Below are 24,143 nucleotides of genomic sequence, written 5' to 3' on the forward strand. Positions count from 1 at the left end.
TTCACAAAGATGTTCCGGGTTGTTTTAAAAATTCTTTTTCTTCACTGGTCGAAATTCTTCCTAAAATTTCGTTGCGATGGGGAAAACGCCCAAAGCGTTGAATAATTTCCAGATGACGAATAGCATAATCTATCGTACTTTGACTTTCAGTATCATTACTTAGCTGTTGGAATAGTTTTACAGCTTTTTCTTGATGTTGAATGTTTTCACTGTGTTCAAATGGTAAATAAATAAACCAGCGTTGCACAGTTAGCAATTGTTGATCGTACCCCTTGGAAATAGCTGTTTCGGCTGTGACAACTGCTTTAGGATCGGTTGCAAATGCTTGTGGTGTGTTGCGAAACATGTTGCGGGGAAATTGATCTAGGAGCAAGATTAGAGCTAAACAGGCTTCTGAGTTATTTTTCCAGTCTTCAAGGTTGCCTGCTGCTGCTTGTTCATAATCTTGCTGGAACCGGGTACGGAGTTCGTTGTCGAATTCTGGTTGTTTGTTAAACCAAAATCTTTGAGGTTTCCCGTATTCCGGTTGAGTGGGACTACCAAACCAAAAATCTAAGATGTTATTTGGTTGTGACATGACGATTAAAGACCTTTACAAAGCACCTGTCGCATTTTACGCATATTGGCTGGCAATTCAAAGTTCATTGCTTGCTGAATAAAAAATGATGGGACGGGGATCATGGGGGTTGCTTGAACGGCATACTTAACGATGGTGCCATTTTCACAGTCTTGCAGTTCTAAATTGGCAGTAAAATCGTGAAAGTGACCTTTCTCGAGACGGAATTGGATTTTTTGACCAATTTCTTCGACGACGTTGAGATAAATTTCAACTTGAGCGCTGAAAAGTAGGAAGGCTTTTTGTGCTGCTTGGTATAGACGTTTGACTTCTCCACGCTGTAAAACTTCGCTTTTGGTGACATCGGGGAAGTATTGTACCCAACGTGGGTAGTCGGTGAGTTGTTGCCAAACATGCGATCGCTTCAACGGTACATACATCCAAGCTGTAACTGCACCACCCCATGCTGTGTGCGATCGCACTTCCACTATAATCTCACCTTGCATGATCCGATTTTGCTGTTCCTGACTCCAATCCATTCCTAAGTTTGTACTTGTCGAGTTTGATGTATAAAATGCTGACATAATTTTTTCAGTTACTCCTCAACATATCCACTATAGTGGTTAAAACTGAAAGCTGATTTGCTTGATTTCGTCCTACTGATTCTAGTTCCAGTAGTATATATAAATTGTCCGGAAATTTGGTTCACTTGCGTCATTATTCCCAAAATTTTACTCAAAATATGTCTTTTTAATTACTTCATGATCACTTCAGTGCAATTAACTAGGCAAAATGACATATTCCGAACATTTATTTAACTAAGTAGTGGTTTTCTCTGATGCATCCTGAATACTTGCTTAAATAGGATTTACATGGATATATTTATCAATGATTAGATGAAAATGACGATGATGATCGTAAAAAATAATAATTTTCCGGATAAAAATAATACTTTATGCTTTCTTTATAATTATTGACCAAAGCCAACATGCTACAAGCCTCCCCTTTTAAGGGAAAAAGTTTTTGCTTTCGTGTTCAACCTTCCTCCAAAAACCCGCCTTCTGCCTCCATTTATTGCGATCAAGCCAGCACTCATCCAGTGCAGTAAAATTTGTAGGTACAAGATCAGAAATTCATAGTCTGCGGAGATGACTCTCTCGTGGACTTAAAATAAAGCTCAGTCAATGTCCGACGGGATACCGGGAGTCGCTGAGAAGCCCACACTTACAACTTGCTGCAAGTGTGGGAGTATGTCACGATCGCTAATATCAATTTTATCAAGCAAGGAATTTGGATGTCTCAATCTTCTAAATTAAACCGGAGATTAACCCAAGCATTTGGTACATTTTTGGGTGTAGCTATTGCTGTTTGGATATTCCGTGGTTTTAAGCTGGGAATCTTGACAGCATTACCGGGGGGAATTATTTGGCTATTATTTAGTTTAGCGATCGCGTTTGCAATTCTTGCCTATGTTCAGAAGACTTGGTGGCGACTTTAGGTGTCTTTCTGTTCTAAAATTCTGAAGGCAAATGAATTTGAGAGGGATATTCACCTCCGCAATGTACTGTGATGGTGATGATTTGCGAGTCGATGGCTTTGGCTTTGCTAATTTCTATTCCAGTTCCCGAATTCATGGCATAAGCAGGAAAACAGGCGGCGCTAAGGCTTAATCTTAAGGAGTTACCCTGACTAATTTTTGCACATGTTGTTTGTAGCTGAATGCGTCTGAGGGTTCGATTTAAGCCGTTTTCACAATTTAAATAACCCTGTGTCAGATTGTAAACTCTACCATCGCTATGGACTTCACTAAGTATTGCTGATAAATCAAAGCTGGGTTTATCAGCATCGCAATAAACTTCCACTACAACTTCACCTAATAAATGTAAGTCTTCCGTGAGTGGTGGGGTGGTATATGTCAAAATATCAGAGCGGGAATCAAGATGCGATCGCTCAAATACTCCAGCGGGGATTCCTGCGTGTCCTCCTAAACTTGGTACTGGTCGCCAAGGATCATGGACAATGACATCACAGGAATAATTATTTGGGAGTACGCTACTGATGACACCGTTGTCTTCCTGGATATTTGCTAATCCGGTGCTTGACAAAAATAGCTTTTTGTGAGTTTTATTTTCTAATTTCTCGTAACCTTGCCAAAGGTTACTCCCCATCTCAAATAACCAAATAGGGGGGAAATCTGGTAAGTTGGTTTTGCCATCTTTGAGATATTCGTCAAACCAGGCTATTTGCATTTGATCAATTGGGCTGATGGCATTGAGTCCGAAGTCTATAGCACCCACTTTCCTACCCCAAGGAATATGTGCCCAGGGTCCAATAACTAATTGTTGTCTGTGTTTGCTGCGGAACGCGATCGCTTTATATAAATTTAAAGTTCCCCGCAGATAGGTATCAAACCACCCACCAATATGAAACATTGGTAAGTCTACATCTTGAAGATAATTTTTGGGCGATAATTGTTGCCAATAAGTATCACTTTGGGGAAGTGTCACCCAATCATGATAAAAAGATTCTAAAGCGCAATCTTTCAATATCTTTGGATAGTTAGGAATAGCATCAGACAAAGGTAAATTTCTGGCTGCTGTAGCTAGTTGTTGATAAGTTTGTTGATCATGCTTTAGTTGGGCGGTTTCTGTTGCTAACTGTAAAGCCCAAGCCAAGTTAGTTTGTAAGCAAAATCCTCCACCTTCATATGCCCAATCACTATATAAATCATAACCAATCATAGCCGGACAAATTGCTTTTAAAGCTGGTGGTTTTGCGGCTGCTGCATATAATTGTGTCATTCCTTGGTAGGAAAAGCCATACATCCCAACTTTGCCATTACTATAAGGTAAATTTGCAGCCCAATTTACTGTATCTTCTCCGTCTTGAATTTCATTAGCAAATAACTTAAATTCTCCTTGTGAAGTGCCTCGTCCCCGAACATCTTGAATCACTACGATGTAGCCTTGGGCTGCATACCAAGTAGGATGTGCATAAACTACTGTTGATGCAATTTCTCTGCCGTAAGGTTGACGCATTAGTAATACTGGAAATTTTCCTTTGGCATCGGGAACATATACATCCGCATCAAGTTTTATCCCGTCGCGGGTATACATTGAATGAATTTGTTTGGGAAGTATGTTTAACATCTTAGTTTTCGGTTGATATATTGTAATTTTTAATTAAAATCTGATGTTTTGTTGCTCAGGTGAGTTAATTTAGAATTGGCTTTAGGAGTAAATAGATAATGATGATGGGAATCTGGTTTTATTTTTATTGTTGTAGCTTGCACTTACGCTTAAAAATCTAGTTTGTTTGAGAGTGCCTATAGCCTTGTGAGTATAGCTTTAGAAAAGACAAAGAAAGTAAAACCTCAAGTTATTGAAAACGATAATTTAAGCCATCCCTTTTCTTCGATGTTGCAAGGCTATAACGTATTTTTCAAAAATTCAATATTTAAGACTAATTTTTGATTTTTTCTTACCTGCAATTTCTTTATAATTCAAGTTGAAAACTAGAATGTGAGTTATAAAGAAAGAGTACAGAAATTATACTTCCGTATTTTTTTTAATTTGTCAAATCTTTGCTCAAACAAGGAGTTCGCTACCAGTGGTATTAGAAGCAAAAATCAACACTTACGAAGCCAAAACCCAGGAGATAGCTAAACAACTTCTTGCAGCTACCCAGGACAATCGCTCATTTTTGGCGAATTTACGCGATCAGATGCGCTTGGATGATAAATTGCTAGATTGGGCAATGAGTAATCCTGGTTTGCGTGTTCAGCTATTTAGGTTTATTGATGCTTTGCCTGCACTACGCAGTAAACCGGAAATTGCCGCACATCTTCAGGAATATCTGGGGGATGAGTCGGTGGAGTTGCCTGCTGCTTTGAAGGGGATGCTAAATTTTGCAAGTCCTGATTCGGTACCAGGACAGGTTGCCGCAACTACAGTATCCACAGCCACAGAAACTCTAGCACACAAATATATTTCCGGGGAAAATATTAAGCAGGTATTAAAGACAATTGAACGGTTGCGGAAGGATAAAATGGCTTTCACCGTAGATTTACTAGGTGAGGCTGTAATTACAGAAACTGAAGCCCAATCTTATTTAGATCGTTATATAGACTTGATGCAGCAGTTGAGTGAGGCTGCAAAAAACTGGTCTACAGTATCATTAATTGATGAGGCAGATGGACAGCCGATACCCAAGGTTCAGGTTTCCGTAAAACTGACGGCATTTTATTCCCAGTTTGATCCTTTGGACGCAATTGGGAGCGAAATCAAAGTCAGCGATCGCATTCGTATTCTACTACGCCGTGCGAAGGAGTTGGGTGCTGCTGTCCATTTTGATATGGAACAATATGCCTATAAGGATTTAACTTTTAGTATCCTGAAAAAAATCCTGTTGGAGGATGAATTTATTCAGCGTACCGATATTGGGATGACTGTACAAGCTTATCTGCGTGATAGTGCAAAAGATGCACGGGATTTAATCGATTGGGCAAAAAAACGCGGCAATCCCATTTCTATCCGCTTGGTAAAAGGTGCATATTGGGATCAAGAAACCATCAAAGCACAGCAAAAACATTGGAGTCAACCTGTTTACAACGATAAGGTTGCCACTGATGCCAACTTTGAGACCATTACCCAACTATTATTAGAAAATCATCAATATATATATGCTGCCATCGGTAGTCATAATGTTAGATCCCAAGCACATGCGATCGCAATCGCGGAAACTTTGGCTGTTCCTCGTCGGAGTTTTGAGATGCAGGTTCTCTACGGGATGGGGGATAAGTTAGCGAAAGCCTTGGTAAGTAAAGGTTATCGGGTGCGGGTATATTGTCCTTACGGGGATTTATTACCGGGGATGGCTTATCTGATTCGCCGTTTGTTGGAAAATACCGCCAATAGTTCCTTTTTACGGCAAAATTTGGAAAATCGTCCAATTGAGGAACTGCTTGCAGCACCAAACCCCCAAGGAGATTCCACATATCACCCTTCCACAACAGGTTTCCCTGGTGCGGTAGATACCGACTTTGCCGAAGCAGCAAAACGTCAAGAGTCAGGAGATGCATTTAAACAGGTACGTCAGCAACTTGGTAAAACCTATCTTCCCCTAATTAATGGGGAATACGTGGAAACCGCCGAAATTATCGACTCAGTGAACCCCTCCAACTTCAGCGAAGTGATCGGCAAAATTGGACAAATTTCCGTCGAACAAGCGGAAACAGCCATGAAAGCCGCAAAAACTGCCTTTTTAAAGTGGCGAAAAACACCCGTGAGAGAACGTGCCGGGGTGTTACGGAAAGCCGCCGAAATCATGGAACAACGCCGTGCTGAACTTTGCGCCTGGATAGTCCTGGAGGTCGGTAAACCCGTGCGGGAGGCTGATGGTGAAGTTTCTGAAGCTATCGACTTTTGTCGCTACTACGCCGATGAAATGGAGCGATTAGACGAAGGTTACAATTATGACATTGCCGGAGAAACCAACCGTTACACCTATCAACCTCGCGGCATAGTAGTGGTGATTTCACCGTGGAATTTCCCTTATGCGATCGCATGTGGGATGGTAGTGGCAGGATTGGTGACTGGTAACTCCACCCTCCTCAAACCAGCGGAAACATCCTCAGTAATTGCGGCAAAACTAACGGAAATTTTGGTAGCAGCGGGGATTCCCCAAGGTGTATTCCAATATGTTCCTGGTAGAGGTTCGGTAGTTGGTTCTTACTTAGTTAATCATCCCGAAACTCATGTGATTGCTTTTACTGGTTCTCAAGAAGTCGGCTGTAAGATTTACGCAGATGCCGCCATCTTGAAACCTGGTCAGAAACACATGAAACGGGTTATTGCCGAGATGGGTGGGAAAAACGGCATCATCGTCGATGAAAGTGCCGATTTAGACCAAGCAGTATTGGGTACAGTACAATCAGCATTTGGTTACAGCGGACAAAAATGTTCTGCATGTTCCCGCGTCATTGTGGTGGAATCGGTATATGAAACCTTCGTAGAACGATTTGTAGAAGCCACAAAATCCCTAAATATCGGCTTTGCCGAGTCACCTAGTACCCAAGTTGGACCCGTCATTGATGGTAAATCCCAATCCCGCATCCGCGAATATATCGAAAAAGGGAAAGCAGAAGCAAAAATCGCTTTGGAAATGCCTGCACCCGAAAACGGCTACTATGTTGGACCCGTCATATTTAGGGATGTCCCCGCAGATGGAATTATTGCCCAGCAGGAAATTTTCGGTCCTGTGGTTGCCGTCATCAAAGCGAAGAACTTCCAGGAAGCTTTGGAAATTGCCAACAGCACAAACTACGCTTTAACAGGTGGATTATATTCCCGCACCCCCTCCCACATCCAACAAGCACAGGCAGAATTTGAAGTGGGCAACCTGTACATTAACCGCACAATTACCGGGGCAATTGTATCCCGTCAACCCTTCGGTGGTTTCAAACTATCGGGAGTTGGCTCTAAAGCTGGAGGTCCCGACTACCTACTACAATTTTTGGAACCAAAAACAATCACAGAAAATATCCAACGTCAAGGTTTTGCGCCAATTGAAGGGGCTGAGTAAAGTAGAATATTAGAATAGATACCCGGCTTTTTGAATGGTCGATGAAAAATATTGTAGAGACGCGATATATCGCGTCTCTCTATAATTACGTCTTTCCCTAAATACCCTATAGGGGTTTAGCAATGTGCATAAATCCTTGAATGCGATCGCTTATTTGAAAAAAAGCCGATAAATCTTGGAATGCGATCGCATTCCTACCCAAACATAATACAAATCTAGATCAAAAATCTAATCCCAATTTGGAAAAACAATACGACAGATTGCTTGGTAGGGGTTTAGCACTGCTAAACCCCCCTACAGATTCATTCTCTATGTTGCAATGATTTTTTCAATCGGTATAATTTATCGCAAAGTTTGCGACTTCAATAATCTAGGCATTATTGTCAAAATATCACCTATAATTCCCGATATACCCTCAAGCATCACCACACACATCTATGCAACTGTGGACAACCGGACAAACCCTCAAAAACGGCAGATTCATCGTGCAAAAAGTTCTTGGTGGTGGTGGATTTGGTGTCACCTACAGCGTATTAGAACCGAAAACAAATAAATTATTCGCCATTAAAACCCTCAACCCCATCAACCAAAGTCAAGGTGACTTCGCAAACAAGCAAGAACAATTCGTCAACGAAGCATTACGGTTACGAGGTTGTCAGCATCCCCACATAGTTAAAGTCTATGAAGTCATCCAGGAAGCAGGATTGTGGGGAATGGTGATGGAATATATTCAAGGGGATGATTTAGGGATTTATGTTGATAAGCACGGGCAATTATCAGAAGATGAAGCCCTACGGTATATCAACCAAGTGGGAGAAGCTTTAGAATATGTCCATCAACAAGGCTTTTTACACCGGGATGTCAAGCCCAATAATATTATTTTGCGTCAGGGGAAACAAGCAGCCGAAAAAGAAGCTGTATTGATTGACTTTGGACTTGCCCGTGAGTTTACCATTGGTCAAACCCTCAGCATGACCAATTCTAAAACACAAGGTTATGCACCAATAGAGCAGTATGAAAGGCAAGGACGTTTTACTGCTGCGACTGATGTTTATGCTTTAGCTGCGACGTTATATAGTTTATTGACTACAGAAGTTCCTTTTCCAGCTAATTTTCGCAAACAAGGTATTCCCCTGCCACCTCCAAAACAGTTTAATTCCAGTATTAGCGATCGCGTAAATGATGCGATTATCAAAGGAATGGCATTGGAAGCACAAGATAGACCGCAGACGGTTCGAGAATGGTTAAAATTGGTAATGCTGGGTAGTGCGAATTCTCCAATTCCTCTACAAAAATTTCAATTTGAATATGCCAACATAAATCGAAATCTCAAAATTACCCGCTATCCCGCAGAAGCAGAATTTTTCACAGAGGATTTAGGTGGGGGTGTAAAGCTGGAAATGGTGTACATCCCTGGTGGTACTTTTATCATGGGTTCACCAGAAAATGAAGCAAAACGATCGGATTGTGAAAGTCCACAACACAAAGTAACTATACAGCCCTTTTTCATGGGGAAATATACCATTACCCAGAAACAATGGGCAGCAGTGGCTAATTTTCCCCAAGTAAAAATTAATTTAGATCCTGATCCTGCACACTTCAAAGGTGGTAATCGATCAGTTGAGCAAATATCTTGGAATCAAGCGATCGAGTTTTGTGCCAGATTATCTCAGCATTGTCAAAGTTACAGCCGAAACTATCGCTTACCTAGCGAAGCCGAATGGGAATATGCTTGTCGTGCTGGAACCACTACCCCATTCCACTTTGGTGAGACAATTGCAACGGATTTGGCAAATTACTATGGCAATTATACTTACGGCAATGCACCAGAAGGAGAATATAGACAGAAAACAACAGAAGTAGGACAATTTCCTGCCAATGCTTTCGGTTTATACGACATGCATGGAAATGTATATGAATGGTGTGAGGATGATTGGCACGACAACTACAATTCAGCACCATCAGATGGTCGAGTTTGGTTAATTGGTAATAATAATCATTCCAAGTGTCTGCGCGGTGGTTCCTGGTACGTCAATCCTGAACTCTGCCGTTCTGCGTACCGTGGCTACAGCCATGCGTGCGACAGTTTCAACTTCATTATTGGTTTTCGTATTGTTTGTGGGGTCGGGAGGACTTTTCCTTAGTATTGTAGCGACTATCCAAAAACAACAAAATCACATATCATTGACAAAATATGCCAAAACTAGCATATTGATAGTATGGGTGATTTATTGAAACCAGTGGAATGGATTGGAAGCTCACTTGATGACTTAAAAGAGTTTCCCGAAGAAGTACAGCAAGTAATGGGCTATGCTTTGTACTTAGCACAATGTGGTGAAAAACATGATTCAGCAAAACCACTCAAAGGTTTTAAGGGTGCTGGAGTGTTAGAAATTGTGGAAGATTTTGATACTAATACTTACAGAGCAGTATATACAGTAAAAATAGCAGATGTCATTTACGTTTTACACGTTTTTCAGAAAAAATCAAAACATGGTATCAGGACTTACGCATTGACAGATGTCTGGCTATATGCTTTCAACCCCATTTTGCGTTCAAGATTTTCTAGAATGAAATCACGAGCCACCTGAAGAGACAAATTTCTCTGTACTTCATACCAGTTTTCAATTAACTCTTCGGTTCGCATTAATTCTAGTTGTGTAAAGGCTCGGATAGCACTAAAAAAGTGAGTTTTAATTGCCTCAGATGTCCTCACCATAAAGAGGTCAATTCCACACACTTGCTTGATAGCTCTGTGGTAACATTCAATTCCCCAATGAATTGAATGTAATTCTTGAAATTCTGCTATAGAAATTAGGAATAGTCCATCTTTGTCAGGTACAAACATAATGTAATATCTGGAAGTTTCGTTTTTAAAACTTCTCCGAAATACTTTCACTTGCCCAAACTTTTTGAGATACACTACTAAACCACTTTCGGGGATTTCTAAATTTTGGACTTGGGTAAAATTTTTACCATCAACTGAACATCGACGGTTTTTTGCTATACCAGTCAAAAACTCTAATTCCTTGTTTTTAAAGAACTTCAGGTTCTTGTTACTGGAATACCAAGCGTCAGTAGTTATAGATTGAGGCTGCAAGCCCCAATCTATAACCTCAGTAATCATATCTCGTAAATAATCATTTTTTGTCTTACCTTCTTGTTTGTTATAAATACGATAATTGATTGGTACAGACTTCAACGATAAATCTGTATAATACAAGGTAATTAACTGAATTCCTTTAACTGTGCGGTGATGTCTTCCCGAATAGACATAACCAATTAGTTCTGTTAAATTCACGTTACTATGAGGCTTGTCAATTACCGTATCGTCTCCACTTAATGTACCACCTACTAAGTTTATATATGGTTTGACTTCATCAAATAAATCCCTTGGCTCATATCGCTCACGTAGCAAAAATCTATTGACACTATCATGAGATAAATCTTCCATGATATCTGCCAAACGCGTACAGCCTGGATACTTTGATTCTGCCAGTAAAAACAGAGTGTAAGTGTTGAGATCACACTTTGCCGTAGATACCTTGGTAGTTGCTCTGATAGTCCGAACCCTAAATACTAGATGACATAAATTATCCGTCTTTCCAGTCACCTATCACCCATTTTTTCCTGATTTTCCCTACCACACTTTTTGTCTATTTTGTCAATGCGTAAGTTCTGGGTATTTCTACACCAAAACAAGATATTGAACTAATCGAAGCAAGATTAAAGCGAGCGAAAGAACACTACTCACAAAACTATAATAATAAATAAAACGAAAATAATTATGACTGAAGAAATAAATGTTCAAAAAAGTAGTGGAAATGTATTTGCTGATTTGGGTTTAGCTAACCCAGATGAATTACTTATTAAAGCGGAATTAGCACGTAAAATTAGTAAATTAATCGCCCAACAAAATATGAACCAAGGAGAAGCCGCACAACTTTTGGGAATCGACCAACCTAAGATTTCTGCTCTCCTGAAAGGTAAATTATCGGGTTTCTCAACAGCAAGACTCTTTCGTTTTTTAAATACTTTAGGTTGCGATGTTGAAATTGTGGTGAAGACTAAACAATCTAATTCTGGTGCGAAAACAAAAGTTTGTATTGATTGATATTGTAAAAACTGTAGTTCTCATTTAGAGATTTGTTATAAATAAGCCAAGGATGCGATCGCAAATGCCTACCAAAGTAACCCTCACAATTATCGAAGGCAAATTATCCGGAAGACAATATACATTTGACTCTCGCACAACTTGTATTATTGGTAGGTCAAAAGATTGCAATCCTCAGTTACCCAATGATGAAGAACATAGTACAATATCTCGCTATCACTGTCTGTTAGATATCAACCCTCCAGCAATTCGGATACGAGATTTTGGTAGTAGAAATGGTACTTTTGTTAATGACAAGAAAATTGGACAACGGGAAGAGAATCAAACACCAGAAGAAGCTGCAAAAGTTCAATTTCCGGAATACGATTTAAAAGATGGAGACGAAATTAAACTCAGTAATACTGTATTTGTAGTTAGTATTGAAGTCGCCAGCATTAAATTAGACTTAAAATCACTTAATATTCCTAATTTTTACCCATCGACAATTAATATTCATCAGCAAAATCAAGAGCAGGTTACTCAAGCACCTAATTTATTAGAATATATCAAAAACTTGTTAGGTTTAGCGAAACGTGGCGACAAGAATTTATTGGCAATTCGTGGTTATGAGATAATTAAATTATTAGGAAAAGGTGGCTTCGGTGAGGTTTATCTAGTCCAACATCATCAAACAGGTAATTTTGTCGCTTTAAAAGTCATGTTACCTGCTGTTGCTGCTAATGATTGGGCGGTACAAATGTTTATGAGAGAAACAGAAAATACCAAAATCTTGCGGCATCAAAATGTCGTGAAATTAATCGATTATGGATACTCTGAGAATGTGTTCTTTTTCACAATGGAATATTGTGCAGGTGGAACTGTTGCTGATATGATGCAAAAACAAGGAGGAAGACTATCTATTGATATTGCTGTACCAATTATTCTCCAAGTTTTAGATGGTTTAGAATATGCTCACAATGCCGAAATCCCCAATGTTAAACTCGGTAATGGTGGATTTGGTAAAGGCAAGGGTTTAGTTCACCGCGATTTAAAACCTAGTAATATCTTCTTGGGTTATATTGATGGTAAAATCACCGCAAAAATGGGTGATTATGGTTTAGCTAAATCTTTTGATTTAGCTGGATTAAGCGGTCAAACTTTGACAGGGACTCAAGCTGGTACTCCAGTTTTAATGTGTCGTCAGCAATTGCTTAATTATAAATATGTTCAACCAGAGGTTGATGTATGGGCTACTGCGGCGTGTTTATACTATATGCTTACCGGAACTTTTCCACGTAATTTCACTTCTGGTGATCCGTTTTTAGCAGTTTTACAAAATGACCCCGTACCCATTCATCAACGTGATGCGAATATTCCCCAACAACTTGCAAAAGTGATTGATTTAGCTTTGGTAGAAAAGCCAGAAATTTATTTCAAAAGTGCAGCAGGATTTAAACAAGCTTTGTTAGGATGTTTAAATAGCCATTAATGAGGCTATGGGTTATTTCACTAACAGAAAAATAGACATTATTTTTTCCTAGCAATAATAGTACGGTGACGAGGGTCACTAGCAAAAGTCTTAGGCTTTTCAAAACCAATTTTATCAAGTGATTCCTCTATATCAAACGTATAATATTCATCACTCCAAGGTTCAGTACTTTTCATTAAAGTAAATAGAACTGGTGGCAAATTCTGGATTACGGGGGATTTGGGATTATTATCTACCAAGGCAAGATAACCACCAGGACGCAGTACACGCAGGGCTTCTTGGAAAATCTCAACAGATGCTTGGTGAGGAAGTTCGTGGGTGACAAATTGTAAGGTGACTAAATCAAACGAATTATCGGCTAATCCGGTATTTTCAGCTTTAGCATGTAACCATTGGGATATCTCTGCATTGGTATCCAGGATTTTGGCAACTGCTAACATGTAGGGTGATAAATCCAGACCAACTGTCCGCACAGGATGATTTTGGCTTTGTTGATAGTAGCGGTGTAGGGTTAAAGTCGAGATACCCACCGAACAACCAATATCTAGGATATCCCTGACTGTTTGCGGTGCGTGTAGTGCCAACATATCGTGGAAACTACCCCGTAGACGGTTATGTGCTGCCTCCCAAGTTAGGGGTTCATTTTTCCAAACCCTTAAAGCCATGGAGTAGGTTGCACTGGGTGCTTCAAATGCAGCTTTCCAGCACAAATTGCCCTCACTGTAGGCATGGAAGGGAACTTGATAGTAATCGGGATATTGGATACTGGGGTTAGTGATTGTTGCTAGTTGCTGTTTTGCCCCTGATAAAGCCAGATGTTCGTAGTTTTTGCGCCAAGGTACACCATTTTTCTCAGCTGTTTTGATGATAACTTGCCGAGCCTGCTGTTTCATCAGGTTGTAGAGAGGTTTAGTTTGGATGAGGAGATTCACAAACTTAGAAAGGTAGTCTTGACCAGCCCAATCGGGTTTAAGCTTTTGATTCATCAGTTTTTTACAAAAGTTGGGAAGTTATTATAAACCTTGTCTATTTTGAAAACCGTAGTTTGTAACTCCAGATTGTGAGATTCATTCCTTGCGAAGACGCAAGCTACGCAATGACAAAACTCCACTTTCTATGATGGACGAGGTTTATTTTGTCGCCTAATCGGATTTTTGGACTTTTTAACCCAGATTCATACAAGGATTCCCGACACCGATTTTCGATAAAGCGATAAGTCTATTATATATTTTTCCCAATCTTCTAAAACAGGACTTAGGCAATAGTAACAAGAAAACAAGACTTTGAGATTGCTTCCTTACGAAGACGCAAGCTACGCAATGACGTAACTGCGTAGTGATTGCGTAAGTCATATAAAACTAAAGACATCAGATGACAAGCCAGCACTAAACCTCAAGGTTGGAGGCTACATGTCTTGTAAAAGACTCAAAGTTTCAATTTTTCTCCCCTGATTGCCAAATCTAACAATTCCATGGGATGCATTACAGAAATACTCTTACCTTGAAGTTGCAAATGTTTGTTAATTTGCAATGCACAACCAGGGTTTGGTGATGCAATTAATTCTGCGCCCGTATTTAATAAATTGGTGACTTTTTGTTGACCTAATTCTTCGGCAACTTCGGGCTGCAACATGTTATAAACTCCTGCACTACCACAGCATAATGCCGCATCTAGGGGTTCTTTAATGGTGACTTCGGGTATTTGTCTTAATAACTGCCGAGGTTGAACACTGATTTTTTGACCATGCAATAAATGACATGCATCTTGATACACCATTGTCAACAGTTTGTTGCTAATTGGTGATAATTTGCTGGTTAAACCTACATCTGCCAAAAATTCCTGTGCATCTCTAACTTTGGCAACAAAATCTTTGGCTTTTTGGGCATATTCAGGATCATTTTCTAAGATGTGATGATACTCTTTGAGGGTATGACCACAACCTGCGGCGTTGATGATTATATAATCGACTTCAGTATCAGCAAAGCTATCAATCATTTGCCTTGCTAAAGCTTTTGCTTGTTCGGTTTGCCCTTGGTGTTCGGGAAGTGCAGCACAACAACCTTGGCTTTTGGGAATTACAACTTCACAACCATTTGCTGTCAAAACTCTCACGGTTGCTTCATTAACTGGGGAGAAAAATAATCTTTGGACGCATCCTAAAATCACACCAACTCGATATTTTTTCTCGGTTTGACTGGGGATAATTGTAGGTAGGTTATTTTGAAAGGTTTTGAGGGTAACTTCTGGTAAAATTGAATCCATCGCTGCTAGGCGAGGTGATATAAGTTTGAGTAAACCTGTAGCTCTAATTAGTTTCTGGATGCCGAGTTTTTGATAGATAAATAGGGGTATGAGGAAGATACGTAATAAATTTGGGTAGGGAAAGAGGGAAAATATAAGTTTGCGAACTAAGTTATCAATCCAACTTCGGGAATAGTTTCTTTCTACTTGGTGACGGGTAGCTGAAATTAGTTTGTCGTATTGTACACCTGATGGGCAAGTGGTGACACAAGCAAGGCAACCTAAGCAGGAATCAAAGTGTTCAACTGTTGCTGTATTTAATGCAATTTCACCTTCATTAATTGCATCCATTAAATAGATTCTACCTCTAGGGGAATCCATTTCTTTTCCAAGTACGCGGTAACTAGGACATGTTGAGAGGCAAAATCCACAATGTACGCAACTATCGATTAGTTTAGGATCAGGTGGATTAATGGGATCAAATCCTGGAAGATTTTTAATATTTGCAGTTTCTTGAAGTGGATTTTCGGAGGTTTGCATAGGGGAATTTGGGGGTAAATGCTAGGAGAAGAGAAACAGATAAAAAATAAACGAAGCGAATAAAGTAGAAACTAAATCTGAAACTACTCATTAATAAGTTTCTACATGCTTAGATTCCTCCGACGAATTTGCCGGGATTTAAGATATTTGTAGGATCGAATTGCCGCTTAATGCGCTGCATCATTCCTAATGCGTTTCCTTTGTAACCCCACACGTCAAATTTTTCTTTGACTTCCATTGGTGCGGTGAGAATAGTTAAAAAACCACCATTCTGCTCACAGAGCGATCGCGTACTCTCTATTCTGCTACTATTTTCGAGGTGCAGTATCCCCAATCCACTACCTATGTGTACTAAACCTACCTCCACCTGGCTCAATATTTCCACCGCTGCGGTGGGTGATACTCCAATTTTACAGGTAATTTGGGTATCATTTTGGTTTGGTTGCATTTGTTGTTGCAATCTCCCCCATAGTTTCCCCTCGTCATGGGAGTAAGTTGTACCTTGCAAACCCAATTTTTCCCCAACTTCTAAAAGTCGTTTTGACTGTTCTGTAACGCTTTCAGGGATACTTTGAAATCTCACTATTAAACCCAATCCTTTCCCTAAACCCAAATTTGCCACCACCTGAGTGGAAATTATATCAGCTTGGGTAGGAGTTAAAGCCGAACCTCGCAGTACGTTAGCTGATGATGCAATCGCATCCATGTTTCCCACTAATACGACTGTTCCTGATGCTTCCTGCTTAGGATACAATCGCAGTGTCGCCTGGGTTATAATCCCTAAGCTTCCGTAGGAACCTGTGAATAATTTCATCAAGTCATATCCAGCAACATTTTTAACAACTCTTCCCCCCGCTTTAGTAATTTCCCCATCACTACGGACAAAAGTTATACCTAAAACCTGATCGCGCACACTACCGTAACGTTGTCGCAGTGAACCATTATCACCTGTAGCAATAATTCCACCAATTGTTGCAGAATTTGGGACTGTAGGATCTATGGGTAAAAATTGATTGCTTACTGCAATTAATTCTTGCAATTGAGCAAACTTCATTCCTGCTTCCACTGTAACCGTCAAGTCACCAACAGCGTGTTCAACTAATGTATTTAATCTTTCTGTGCTAATTAATAGGTCTACTTTTGTTGACAATCCACCCCAATCCAGTTTACTACCACTTCCACAAACCAAAACTCGCCAATGGTTACTATGTGCAAGTTTAATAGTACTAGCCAATTGCCTTTGGGTTTGTGGGTAAACTACACAATTGGGTAAATTATCAGTAATAATTCCTCTTTGGATATGAATTTGATTACTTATTTCCGCATCATCCCAAGTAAAAGCCGCATTTTCGCCCACTATAGACACAAAATCTGAAACATTGATACCCGATAAATTATCGCTGGACATTACTTGTAATACATATTGTTTAAATCTCCTATATCCCAATTTACTGATTAACACTCAGTAAGGGAAGGGGTCTGATAAATATTTTGTTCTCGGCAATATTAAACCTCAAGCATCATCAAAAGCTGAGTTTTGCTATTGCCTGGACTCACTTATACTGCCAGTCTTCCCTGAAAATTAGCATCATTCAGAGTAAGTAGATCCATATTAAGTATTAATAATGATGCAAATATACTTAAATTAATCTATTTTATTAGTAGCTATAATTGAAAATTATTGAATTGTGATTTGTTTGATTTGTTTTAATACTAAATAAATAATCAAATCACACAAATTTAGATATTTACGAGATAAGCATAGTAATTCTGGAAACAATAATTATTGGTGAATACGAACTTGGTCACATTCGCTAGAAAAAATTAACTAGGTTATATTTTACTTGAATACAAGGCAACGTCTTTAATAACCTAGCATTTCGTCAGAGTTGAAAAATATGCACTTTTTAGAAGATTGTGTTGGTCGCTTGTTACTTGTAGTAGAGCCAAATAGATCAATTAAACACATACTTGACTTTTTTTTAAAAAATAAAATAAATACAAGCGTACCTAATTATTATGATGACATTTTAATAATTGATGGGATTAAATTATTAGGAAAGTATAAGATTTTAGATTTAATAAATTTAGCATCTATAAAATTGACTCCATCTCAATTGTTGATTTCCGGTGTAATGACTGGCATTGGTGAAGATATTCAATTGGAAAAAGATATTTTTGCAATATCAAAGTTAATTCTGAAGCATCAACTCAAATGTATACCATGCATGGATTGTAATCAAAAGTTCAAAATATTGACTTTGGAAAATATTATTGATCAGCTAACTTATTATTTAGAAATAGCTAAGGGTGATATCTCACTAGAAAAGCAATATAATTTATCCTTACAATCATCCTTGAATAATATTAAAGATAATTTAGAAATATCTATAAAACCCCATATTAGGGAGCTAATCAACGCCAATAAAAAACTCCAACAGGGAATATGCGATCGCATTGCATCTGAAGCCCATTTATTACAAACTAATTCAGAGCTACAAGAGATATTTCAGGCTTTTCCTGATGTTTATATTAGAGTCGATATTCAAGGGAAAATTCTCAGTTACCAGGGAAATACAAATAATATTTTTTTGAACAAAACTGAGATTATTTTTCATAAAAATCTTGAAGAGGTTTTGCCTTTGGAAGTTGCTCAAACTTTTTCAGAGAAGATTCATTATGCATGTATGAGTAACTCTTCAACTACTCTAGAATATTCAATGACTGTAGCCGAAATATTTAAATATTTTGAAGCTAGGCTTTTTCCATCTATTCATCATCAAGTTATAATAATTATTCGGGAAATTACAGAACAAAAATGTTCACAAATATCCTTGCAAAAGGCAAAGGAAGATTTAGAAGATAGAGTGAAAATTAGAACTCATGAGTTACATGAAATTAATCATATTTTACGACAGGAAATAACTGAACGCAGTTTAATTGAGAAGCGATATGCACGCGCAATTCATGCTGGAAAAGTCGGAGCGTGGGAATGGGATATTAATTCTGACCAAATATATATTGATCCTCATTTAAAAATTATGTTGGGGTATCAAGAAGACACAAAAATGAATGATCTTAAGAGTTGGCTTAATTTAATTCATCCAGATGATGTTCAATTAGTTAAAACTAAATTTAATGACTGTATTGAAGGGCTAATTTCCCAATACGAAATTGAACACAGAATATTTAATAAAGATGATGAAATTCTCTGGTTTTTAGCTCGTGGAACCATACTTAAAGATAACGACAAAAAATTATATTTGATTGTTGGATCTAATACTGATATCACTGAAAAAAAACAATACGAAAACAAACTAAAAAGATCTTTAAGAGAGAAAGAGGTGTTACTTAAAGAGATTCATCATCGAGTCAAAAACAACTTACAGATTATCTCTAGTTTACTACGTTTACAAGCTAATCATATTCCAGACAAACAATCATTAGGAATATTTCGTGATAGTCAAAGCCGAATTAGAGCGATGGCAATGATTCATGAGAATCTCTACCAATCAAATGATTTGGAGCGAATTGACTTTTATAATTATGTTTTTAATTTAACGAATTATATTAGCCGTTGCTACGGAATGTCTAAGGACATTAAGATTACATTAGATATTGAAAATATATTATTGCGAATTGACACCGCTATTCCTTGTGGATTAATTATTAATGAACTTGTATCTAATTCAATTAAACATGCTTTTGTTGAGCAATCAGGAGGAAATATTCACATTCAATTTAATAAAATTAATGATCATAAATATTCCATCAGTGTGAGTGATAACGGTATCGGGGTTTCTGAAGACAGTGAAATACGTTTGAGTCAATCAATGGGTTTACAATTAGTCTGGAATTTAGTAGAACAACTAGAAGGTTCTATTACCTTCAATACGAAGTTTGGCACAATATTTACAATTATGTTCGTCGAGCATAACTAGGAGCAACAAGTGAAAAAAAGAATCCTGATTATTGAAGACGAAAGAATTATTGCCTGTGATATTAAGCATTATTTAGAAAATTCTGGCTATTGTATTCCTGGAATTTCAGCTTATGGAGAAGACGCTATTGAGCAAGCAGGAATTTTACAGCCAGATTTAATCCTCATGGATATAATGTTAAAAGGTGATATGAACGGCATCGAAGCTGCTCAAGAAATCACAAATAGATATCATATCCCAATTGTTTATCTCACAGCTTTTTCTGATCAAAAAACTCTTGAAAAAGCGAAAATAACTCAACCGTTTGGCTATATATTAAAACCTTTTGATGAAAGACAATTAATTACAACTATTGAAGTTGCTTTAAATTTACATCAAACAGAAAATATGATGCAGAAAGAACTTGTTTATGAGAAAGAAAAAAATGATATAAAATCACGTTTTGTTTCTATGGTTAGTCACGAATTTCGTAACCCATTAACCACTATATTAGCTTCTGCTGAATTGCTAAAATATCATAACGAAAACATTGAAGAGTCAAAAAGAAATGAATATATAGATTATATTCAAAAATCGGTTCAGCAAATGAGTCAGCTTTTAAGCGATGTGTTATTAATCGGTAAGTCAGAATTAAACAAACTAGAATTTGAGCCTCAGGCTCTTCAACTTGAAATATTCTGCCAAGAATTAGTTAGAAATATTCTCTATTCGACAAATAATCAAAATTTCATTAAATTTAGAGTGCAAGGATCTTGCCCATCTAAATCGAAAGATGATTTTTCTCCTGAAAATTTGCCTTTGTGGGATAAAAAGCTACTTTATCATATTTTGAATAATTTATTGACCAATGCAATTAAGTATTCTAAAGAGAGGGGAGTAGTTAATTTTGATTTGTTTTGTTTAGAAAAAGAAGTAGTTTTTCGGATTCAAGATGAAGGAATTGGAATTCCTGATCAAGATCAAGAAGAGTTATTTACATCATTTTATCGGGGTAAAAATGTCCGTGATATTCCTGGAAACGGCTTAGGTTTAGCAATCGTCAAACAGTCTGTCGAACTACATGGTGGAGAAATTACATTTGTTAGCCTCGAAGGAGTAGGAACTACATTTATTGTCTCAATTCCATATCAATATTCGTAGAGTTTGATAATAATTTTACTGCTGGAATTTGAGGTTAAAACTCGTCTATCTTGAGAACTGTAGTTTCCCATAAAGATCTTGAGTAGGCGTAGGCAACCCTAGCAAATTATGCTGCTACATGAGTTATACTCTTTCGCAATCTGTTCCTTGCTTAAGGTAGGAAAAATGATAACATGGGTAGGGTATTTTTGTACATCATAAAGTTAATATCTGCTGTATATATAGTAGTTTTGAAGGAGTAGAACTATAGATATTATTAATTCTCAAATTTCTGTTATTATTCCAGTTTTAAATGAAGCTGAAAACATCATCAAAACTATTGAAAGTGTTCAGTTAGGTAAAAATTTTGAGATTATAGTCGTTGATGGTGGTTCTCAAGATTGCACTGTTGATATTGTGAATAAATTGGGTATTAATCAGATCCTTTTATCTCCACCCGGTCGTGCTGTACAGATGAATGCAGGTGCTAAAATCGCAACTGGGGAAATATTGCTGTTTCTCCATGCAGATACTCAGCTTTCAAGTGGTTTTGATGTTGCGGTGCGAGAAACCCTAGAAAAACCAGGAATTATTGCAGGTGCCTTTACATTACGAATTGATGCATCTAGCTGGGGTTTACGTTTAATCGAGTGGGGAGTGAAAATGCGATCGCGCTTTTTCCAAATGCCTTATGGAGACCAAGCAATTTTTATCACCAAGCAAGCTTTTCTAGCTAACGGTGGATTTCCTGAATTACCTATTATGGAAGACTTTGAGTTGATTCGGAACTTGAAAAAAGTAAGTAAAATAGCTACAGTACCCGTAAAAGTTGTTACGTCACCACGACGATGGTTACAAAAAGGTATATTCAAAACAACTTTAATTAACCAGATTGTAGTGGTTTCTTACTTTCTTGGTGTGTCACCAACAAAAATTGTTCACTGGTATCGTGGTAAAAAATTCAGGAAATTTTAATTTGTTATTCAAGTTTGTGACTGAATCTGACATCAAAATCCAGAATTAAGTGGATATCTAAACCTCACTCATCATCAAAAGTGGAGTTTTATTTTTATCACTGACGACGTAAGCATGTATAAAAATATGAAAAAAAACAAATTTTCATCTATTAATAACCTCATACTGCTATCATTAGCAATAATATTTGTAATTATTATCGCTAAATTATTGAATATTCAATCCCTTCTACAACAATCATTAATTTGGGTGCAAAGTCTAGGATTTTGGGGACCAGCAGCTTTCATGCTGATCTATAACTTAGCCACAATCTTATTTATTCCAGGTTCAATTCTTACATTAGGTGGTGGAGTTTTATTTGGTGTATTTTGGGGGTCTATTTATGTTTTCATTGCCGCGACATTTGGAGCACTTTTTGCATTTTTAATTGGACGTTATTTTTCCAGAGATTGGGTTTCTCAAAAAATCAATAAGTATCCTAAATTCAAAGCAGTTGATTTTGCTGTAGCGAAAGAAGGTTTAAAAATTGTCTTTTTAACTCGATTGTCTCCGATATTTCCATTTAACTTATTAAATTATGCCTTTGGAGTTACACAAGTTTCTCTCAAAGACTATATCTTGGGTTCAGTTGGGATGATACCGGGGACAATTTTATATGTGTATATTGGTTCCCTTGCTGGTGATATTGCGATGATTGGTGCGAAGACTCCAGCAGCAAATCCAACTCTACAATGGATGGTTCGGATTATTGGCTTAGTCGCTACCATTACTGTAACAATTTATGTAACTCGCATCGCTAAAAAAGCATTGGAAGAATCAGTAAACAGTGAACAGTGAACAGCTATCAGTTATCAGTTAGGGAAGATTTCAGGTAAATGCATTACACTTGTTAAACCTAAAACCCTGTAGAGATGTTCCATCGAAATGTCTTGAGCGCTACATAATACGTCTTTTCAAAAACAGTTCTGATTTTTAAATATAATCCCGATATATTGAAAGAAGTATAAGTTATTTAGATTTATATTTTAACTAATAAATTAACATCCCCAATCGCAACATGGCTAATTCAGAATCTCATCAAGTTTCCTTACGTCCGATGGATGAGCATAATCAGAAACTTGTTTCCTATGTACATCCAGCTAATTGGGTAAATCCAAAACCCGCTGAATCTTATGATTTGGTAGTAATTGGTGCAGGTACAGCAGGTTTAGTTGTTGCTGCGGGTGCTGCGGGTTTGGGAATCGGTTTAAAGGTAGCTTTGGTAGAAAAACACCTCATGGGTGGAGACTGCTTAAACTATGGTTGCGTCCCTTCAAAATGTATGATCCGTTCTGCACGGGTAGTGGGAGAAATCTTAAAGGCAAGGGAATTTGGGGTGATGACACCTCAACATATCGAAGTAGATTTTGCCTACGTGATGGAACGGATGCGAAGAATACGTGCCAATATTAGTCATAACGATTCAGTAGAAAGATTTCAAAAGTTGGGAGTAGATGTTTTTCTGGGAAATGCCAGATTTTCCAAAGCTGATACAGTTGAAGTTGGAGGTAAAAATCTCCGGTTTAAAAAAGCTGTAATTGCTACAGGTGCTAGGGCAATTAAACCAGAAATTCCCGGTTTAGAGGAAACTGGTTATTTAACAAATGAAACAGTCTTTTCGTTGACACAACAACCTAAAAAACTTGCAGTAATTGGTGGTGGTCCCATCGGTTGTGAGTTAGCACAAACATTTAGACGCTTGGGTTGTGAGGTGGTGATTTTTCATCGTGGTTCCCATTTACTCAACAGGGAAGACGGGGATGCAATTGATATTATTCAAAAGGTTTTTGTGAGGGAAGGAATTCGCTTACAGCGCAGTTGTCAGATAATTAGGGTGGAAAAAGAGCTTGAAGGAAAGCGAATTTATTATACTTGCAATGGTCGAGATAGTTCAGTGGTGGTGGATGAAATCCTAGCTGGTGCAGGACGTATACCAAATGTGGAAGGGTTGAATTTAGAGGTGGCAGGAGTAGAATACAATACCCGTGATGGTGTAATCGTCGATGACTTTTTGCAGACCACAAATCCCAGGATATATGCAGCAGGAGATGTTTGTCTGGATTGGAAATTCACCCATACGGCAGACGCAGCGGCGAGGATTGCGATCAAAAATATATTATTCTCACCTTTTGGTTTATCACGTCAGCGTTTGAGTAACCTGATTGTACCTTGGGTGACTTATACCGACCCGGAGGTAGCACATGTAGGAATGTACGAATATGAAGCTCAAGCTGAAGGTCTAAATGTGAGTACCATCAAGATTCCTTTTAATATTGTGGATCGTGCGATCGCAGATGGAGAAGAAGAGGGTTTTATCAAGATTCTTCACAGCAAAGGCTCAGATCAAATTCTGGGTGCTACCATCGTCGCAAGCCACGCAGGGGAAATGATTTCTGAAATTACCACCGCGATTGTTCACAAAATTGGCTTAAGCAAGCTGAGTTCTGTAATTCATCCTTATCCTACACAAGCTGAAGCCATTAAAAAAGCAGCTGACGCATATCGTCGAACTTTACTCACTCCACGTAGTCAGAAGCTTCTAAGCTGGTTAGCAAAGTTTTCCTGAAA

18 protein-coding genes are annotated in these 24,143 nt (G+C 38.1%); 11 read left to right on the forward strand and 7 right to left on the reverse strand.

Annotated features, from left to right (window positions below; translation table 11 throughout):
• Position 1: 1 nt before the first annotated feature.
• A complete protein-coding gene (locus CAL6303_RS00395) occupies positions 2-577 on the reverse strand; it encodes a DUF924 family protein (protein ID WP_015195850.1) in 576 nt (191 codons plus the stop codon).
• Between the two features lie 5 nt (positions 578-582).
• Positions 583-1,140, reverse strand: a complete 558-nt coding sequence (locus tag CAL6303_RS00400; protein WP_015195851.1) for an SRPBCC family protein — start codon at positions 1,138-1,140, stop codon at positions 583-585.
• 710 nt (positions 1,141-1,850) lie between these two features.
• On the opposite strand from CAL6303_RS00400, the gene CAL6303_RS00405 reads away from it, so the two are divergent.
• Positions 1,851-2,054, forward strand: coding sequence for a hypothetical protein (locus CAL6303_RS00405; protein WP_015195852.1), 204 nt, complete (start codon positions 1,851-1,853; stop codon positions 2,052-2,054).
• A 13-nt stretch (positions 2,055-2,067) separates the two neighbouring features.
• Here CAL6303_RS00405 and CAL6303_RS00410 read toward each other — a convergent pair whose 3' ends face one another.
• Entirely contained in the window at positions 2,068-3,705 is a 1,638-nt protein-coding gene (locus CAL6303_RS00410) for a CocE/NonD family hydrolase (RefSeq protein ID WP_015195853.1), read from the reverse strand.
• A 460-nt stretch (positions 3,706-4,165) separates the two neighbouring features.
• On the opposite strand from CAL6303_RS00410, the gene pruA reads away from it, so the two are divergent.
• The 3 genes from pruA to CAL6303_RS00425 all read left to right on the forward strand — a co-directional run bounded on the left by pruA (position 4,166) and on the right by CAL6303_RS00425 (position 9,729).
• A complete protein-coding gene (gene pruA, locus CAL6303_RS00415; RefSeq protein WP_015195854.1) occupies positions 4,166-7,138 on the forward strand; it encodes an L-glutamate gamma-semialdehyde dehydrogenase in 2,973 nt (990 codons plus the stop codon).
• Between the two features lie 437 nt (positions 7,139-7,575).
• A complete protein-coding gene (locus tag CAL6303_RS00420) occupies positions 7,576-9,282 on the forward strand; it encodes a bifunctional serine/threonine-protein kinase/formylglycine-generating enzyme family protein (RefSeq protein WP_015195855.1) in 1,707 nt (568 codons plus the stop codon).
• Positions 9,283-9,357: 75 nt separating this feature from the next.
• On the forward strand, positions 9,358-9,729 hold the full coding sequence (locus CAL6303_RS00425; protein ID WP_015195856.1) for a type II toxin-antitoxin system RelE/ParE family toxin: 372 nt from the start codon (positions 9,358-9,360) through the stop codon (positions 9,727-9,729).
• Here CAL6303_RS00425 and CAL6303_RS00430 read toward each other — a convergent pair.
• Positions 9,645-10,700: a transposase gene (locus CAL6303_RS00430; protein WP_041740054.1), complete on the reverse strand. Its 1,056-nt coding sequence runs from the start codon at positions 10,698-10,700 to the stop codon at positions 9,645-9,647. The two genes, CAL6303_RS00425 and CAL6303_RS00430, sit on opposite strands and share 85 nt — an antisense overlap.
• 225 nt (positions 10,701-10,925) lie before the next feature.
• On the opposite strand from CAL6303_RS00430, the gene CAL6303_RS00435 reads away from it, so the two are divergent.
• On the forward strand, positions 10,926-11,252 hold the full coding sequence (locus CAL6303_RS00435) for a helix-turn-helix domain-containing protein (protein WP_015195858.1): 327 nt from the start codon (positions 10,926-10,928) through the stop codon (positions 11,250-11,252).
• A 64-nt stretch (positions 11,253-11,316) separates the two neighbouring features.
• Positions 11,317-12,720 carry a protein kinase domain-containing protein gene (locus tag CAL6303_RS00440; protein WP_015195859.1) on the forward strand — a complete coding sequence of 468 codons (1,404 nt, stop codon included), beginning with the start codon at positions 11,317-11,319 and terminating at the stop codon, positions 12,718-12,720.
• Positions 12,721-12,758: 38 nt separating this feature from the next.
• On the opposite strand, the gene CAL6303_RS00445 is transcribed toward CAL6303_RS00440, so the two are convergent.
• The 3 genes from CAL6303_RS00445 to CAL6303_RS00455 form a co-directional block, all read right to left on the reverse strand.
• A complete protein-coding gene (locus CAL6303_RS00445; protein WP_015195860.1) occupies positions 12,759-13,706 on the reverse strand; it encodes a class I SAM-dependent methyltransferase in 948 nt (315 codons plus the stop codon).
• Positions 13,707-14,145: 439 nt separating this feature from the next.
• Positions 14,146-15,501 (reverse strand): (Fe-S)-binding protein, encoded by a 1,356-nt coding sequence (locus CAL6303_RS00450; protein ID WP_015195861.1) that lies wholly within the window; start codon positions 15,499-15,501, stop codon positions 14,146-14,148.
• A gap of 109 nt (positions 15,502-15,610) precedes the next feature.
• Positions 15,611-16,909 carry an FAD-binding oxidoreductase gene (locus CAL6303_RS00455; RefSeq protein ID WP_015195862.1) on the reverse strand — a complete coding sequence of 433 codons (1,299 nt, stop codon included), beginning with the start codon at positions 16,907-16,909 and terminating at the stop codon, positions 15,611-15,613.
• Positions 16,910-17,399: 490 nt separating this feature from the next.
• Here CAL6303_RS00455 and CAL6303_RS00460 point away from each other — a divergent pair, with 490 nt between their 5' ends.
• The 5 genes from CAL6303_RS00460 to CAL6303_RS00480 all read left to right on the forward strand — a co-directional run bounded on the left by CAL6303_RS00460 (position 17,400) and on the right by CAL6303_RS00480 (position 24,141).
• Complete coding sequence (locus CAL6303_RS00460) at positions 17,400-19,442, forward strand: histidine kinase dimerization/phosphoacceptor domain -containing protein (protein WP_015195863.1); 2,043 nt, start codon at positions 17,400-17,402, stop codon at positions 19,440-19,442.
• A gap of 9 nt (positions 19,443-19,451) precedes the next feature.
• Positions 19,452-20,582 (forward strand): ATP-binding protein, encoded by a 1,131-nt coding sequence (locus CAL6303_RS00465; RefSeq protein ID WP_015195864.1) that lies wholly within the window; start codon positions 19,452-19,454, stop codon positions 20,580-20,582.
• A gap of 246 nt (positions 20,583-20,828) precedes the next feature.
• Positions 20,829-21,536 (forward strand): TIGR04283 family arsenosugar biosynthesis glycosyltransferase, encoded by a 708-nt coding sequence (locus tag CAL6303_RS00470; RefSeq protein ID WP_015195865.1) that lies wholly within the window; start codon positions 20,829-20,831, stop codon positions 21,534-21,536.
• A 126-nt stretch (positions 21,537-21,662) separates the two neighbouring features.
• Positions 21,663-22,373, forward strand: a complete 711-nt coding sequence (locus CAL6303_RS00475; RefSeq protein ID WP_238993750.1) for a TVP38/TMEM64 family protein — start codon at positions 21,663-21,665, stop codon at positions 22,371-22,373.
• A 220-nt stretch (positions 22,374-22,593) separates the two neighbouring features.
• The gene (locus CAL6303_RS00480; RefSeq protein ID WP_015195867.1) at positions 22,594-24,141 is read left to right on the forward strand and encodes a mercuric reductase; all 1,548 of its coding nucleotides are present in this window, start codon (positions 22,594-22,596) and stop codon (positions 24,139-24,141) included.
• Positions 24,142-24,143: the final 2 nt, after the last annotated feature.

This window comes from Calothrix sp. PCC 6303 (genome assembly GCF_000317435.1).
Lineage (GTDB): Bacteria > Cyanobacteriota > Cyanobacteriia > Cyanobacteriales > Nostocaceae > PCC-6303.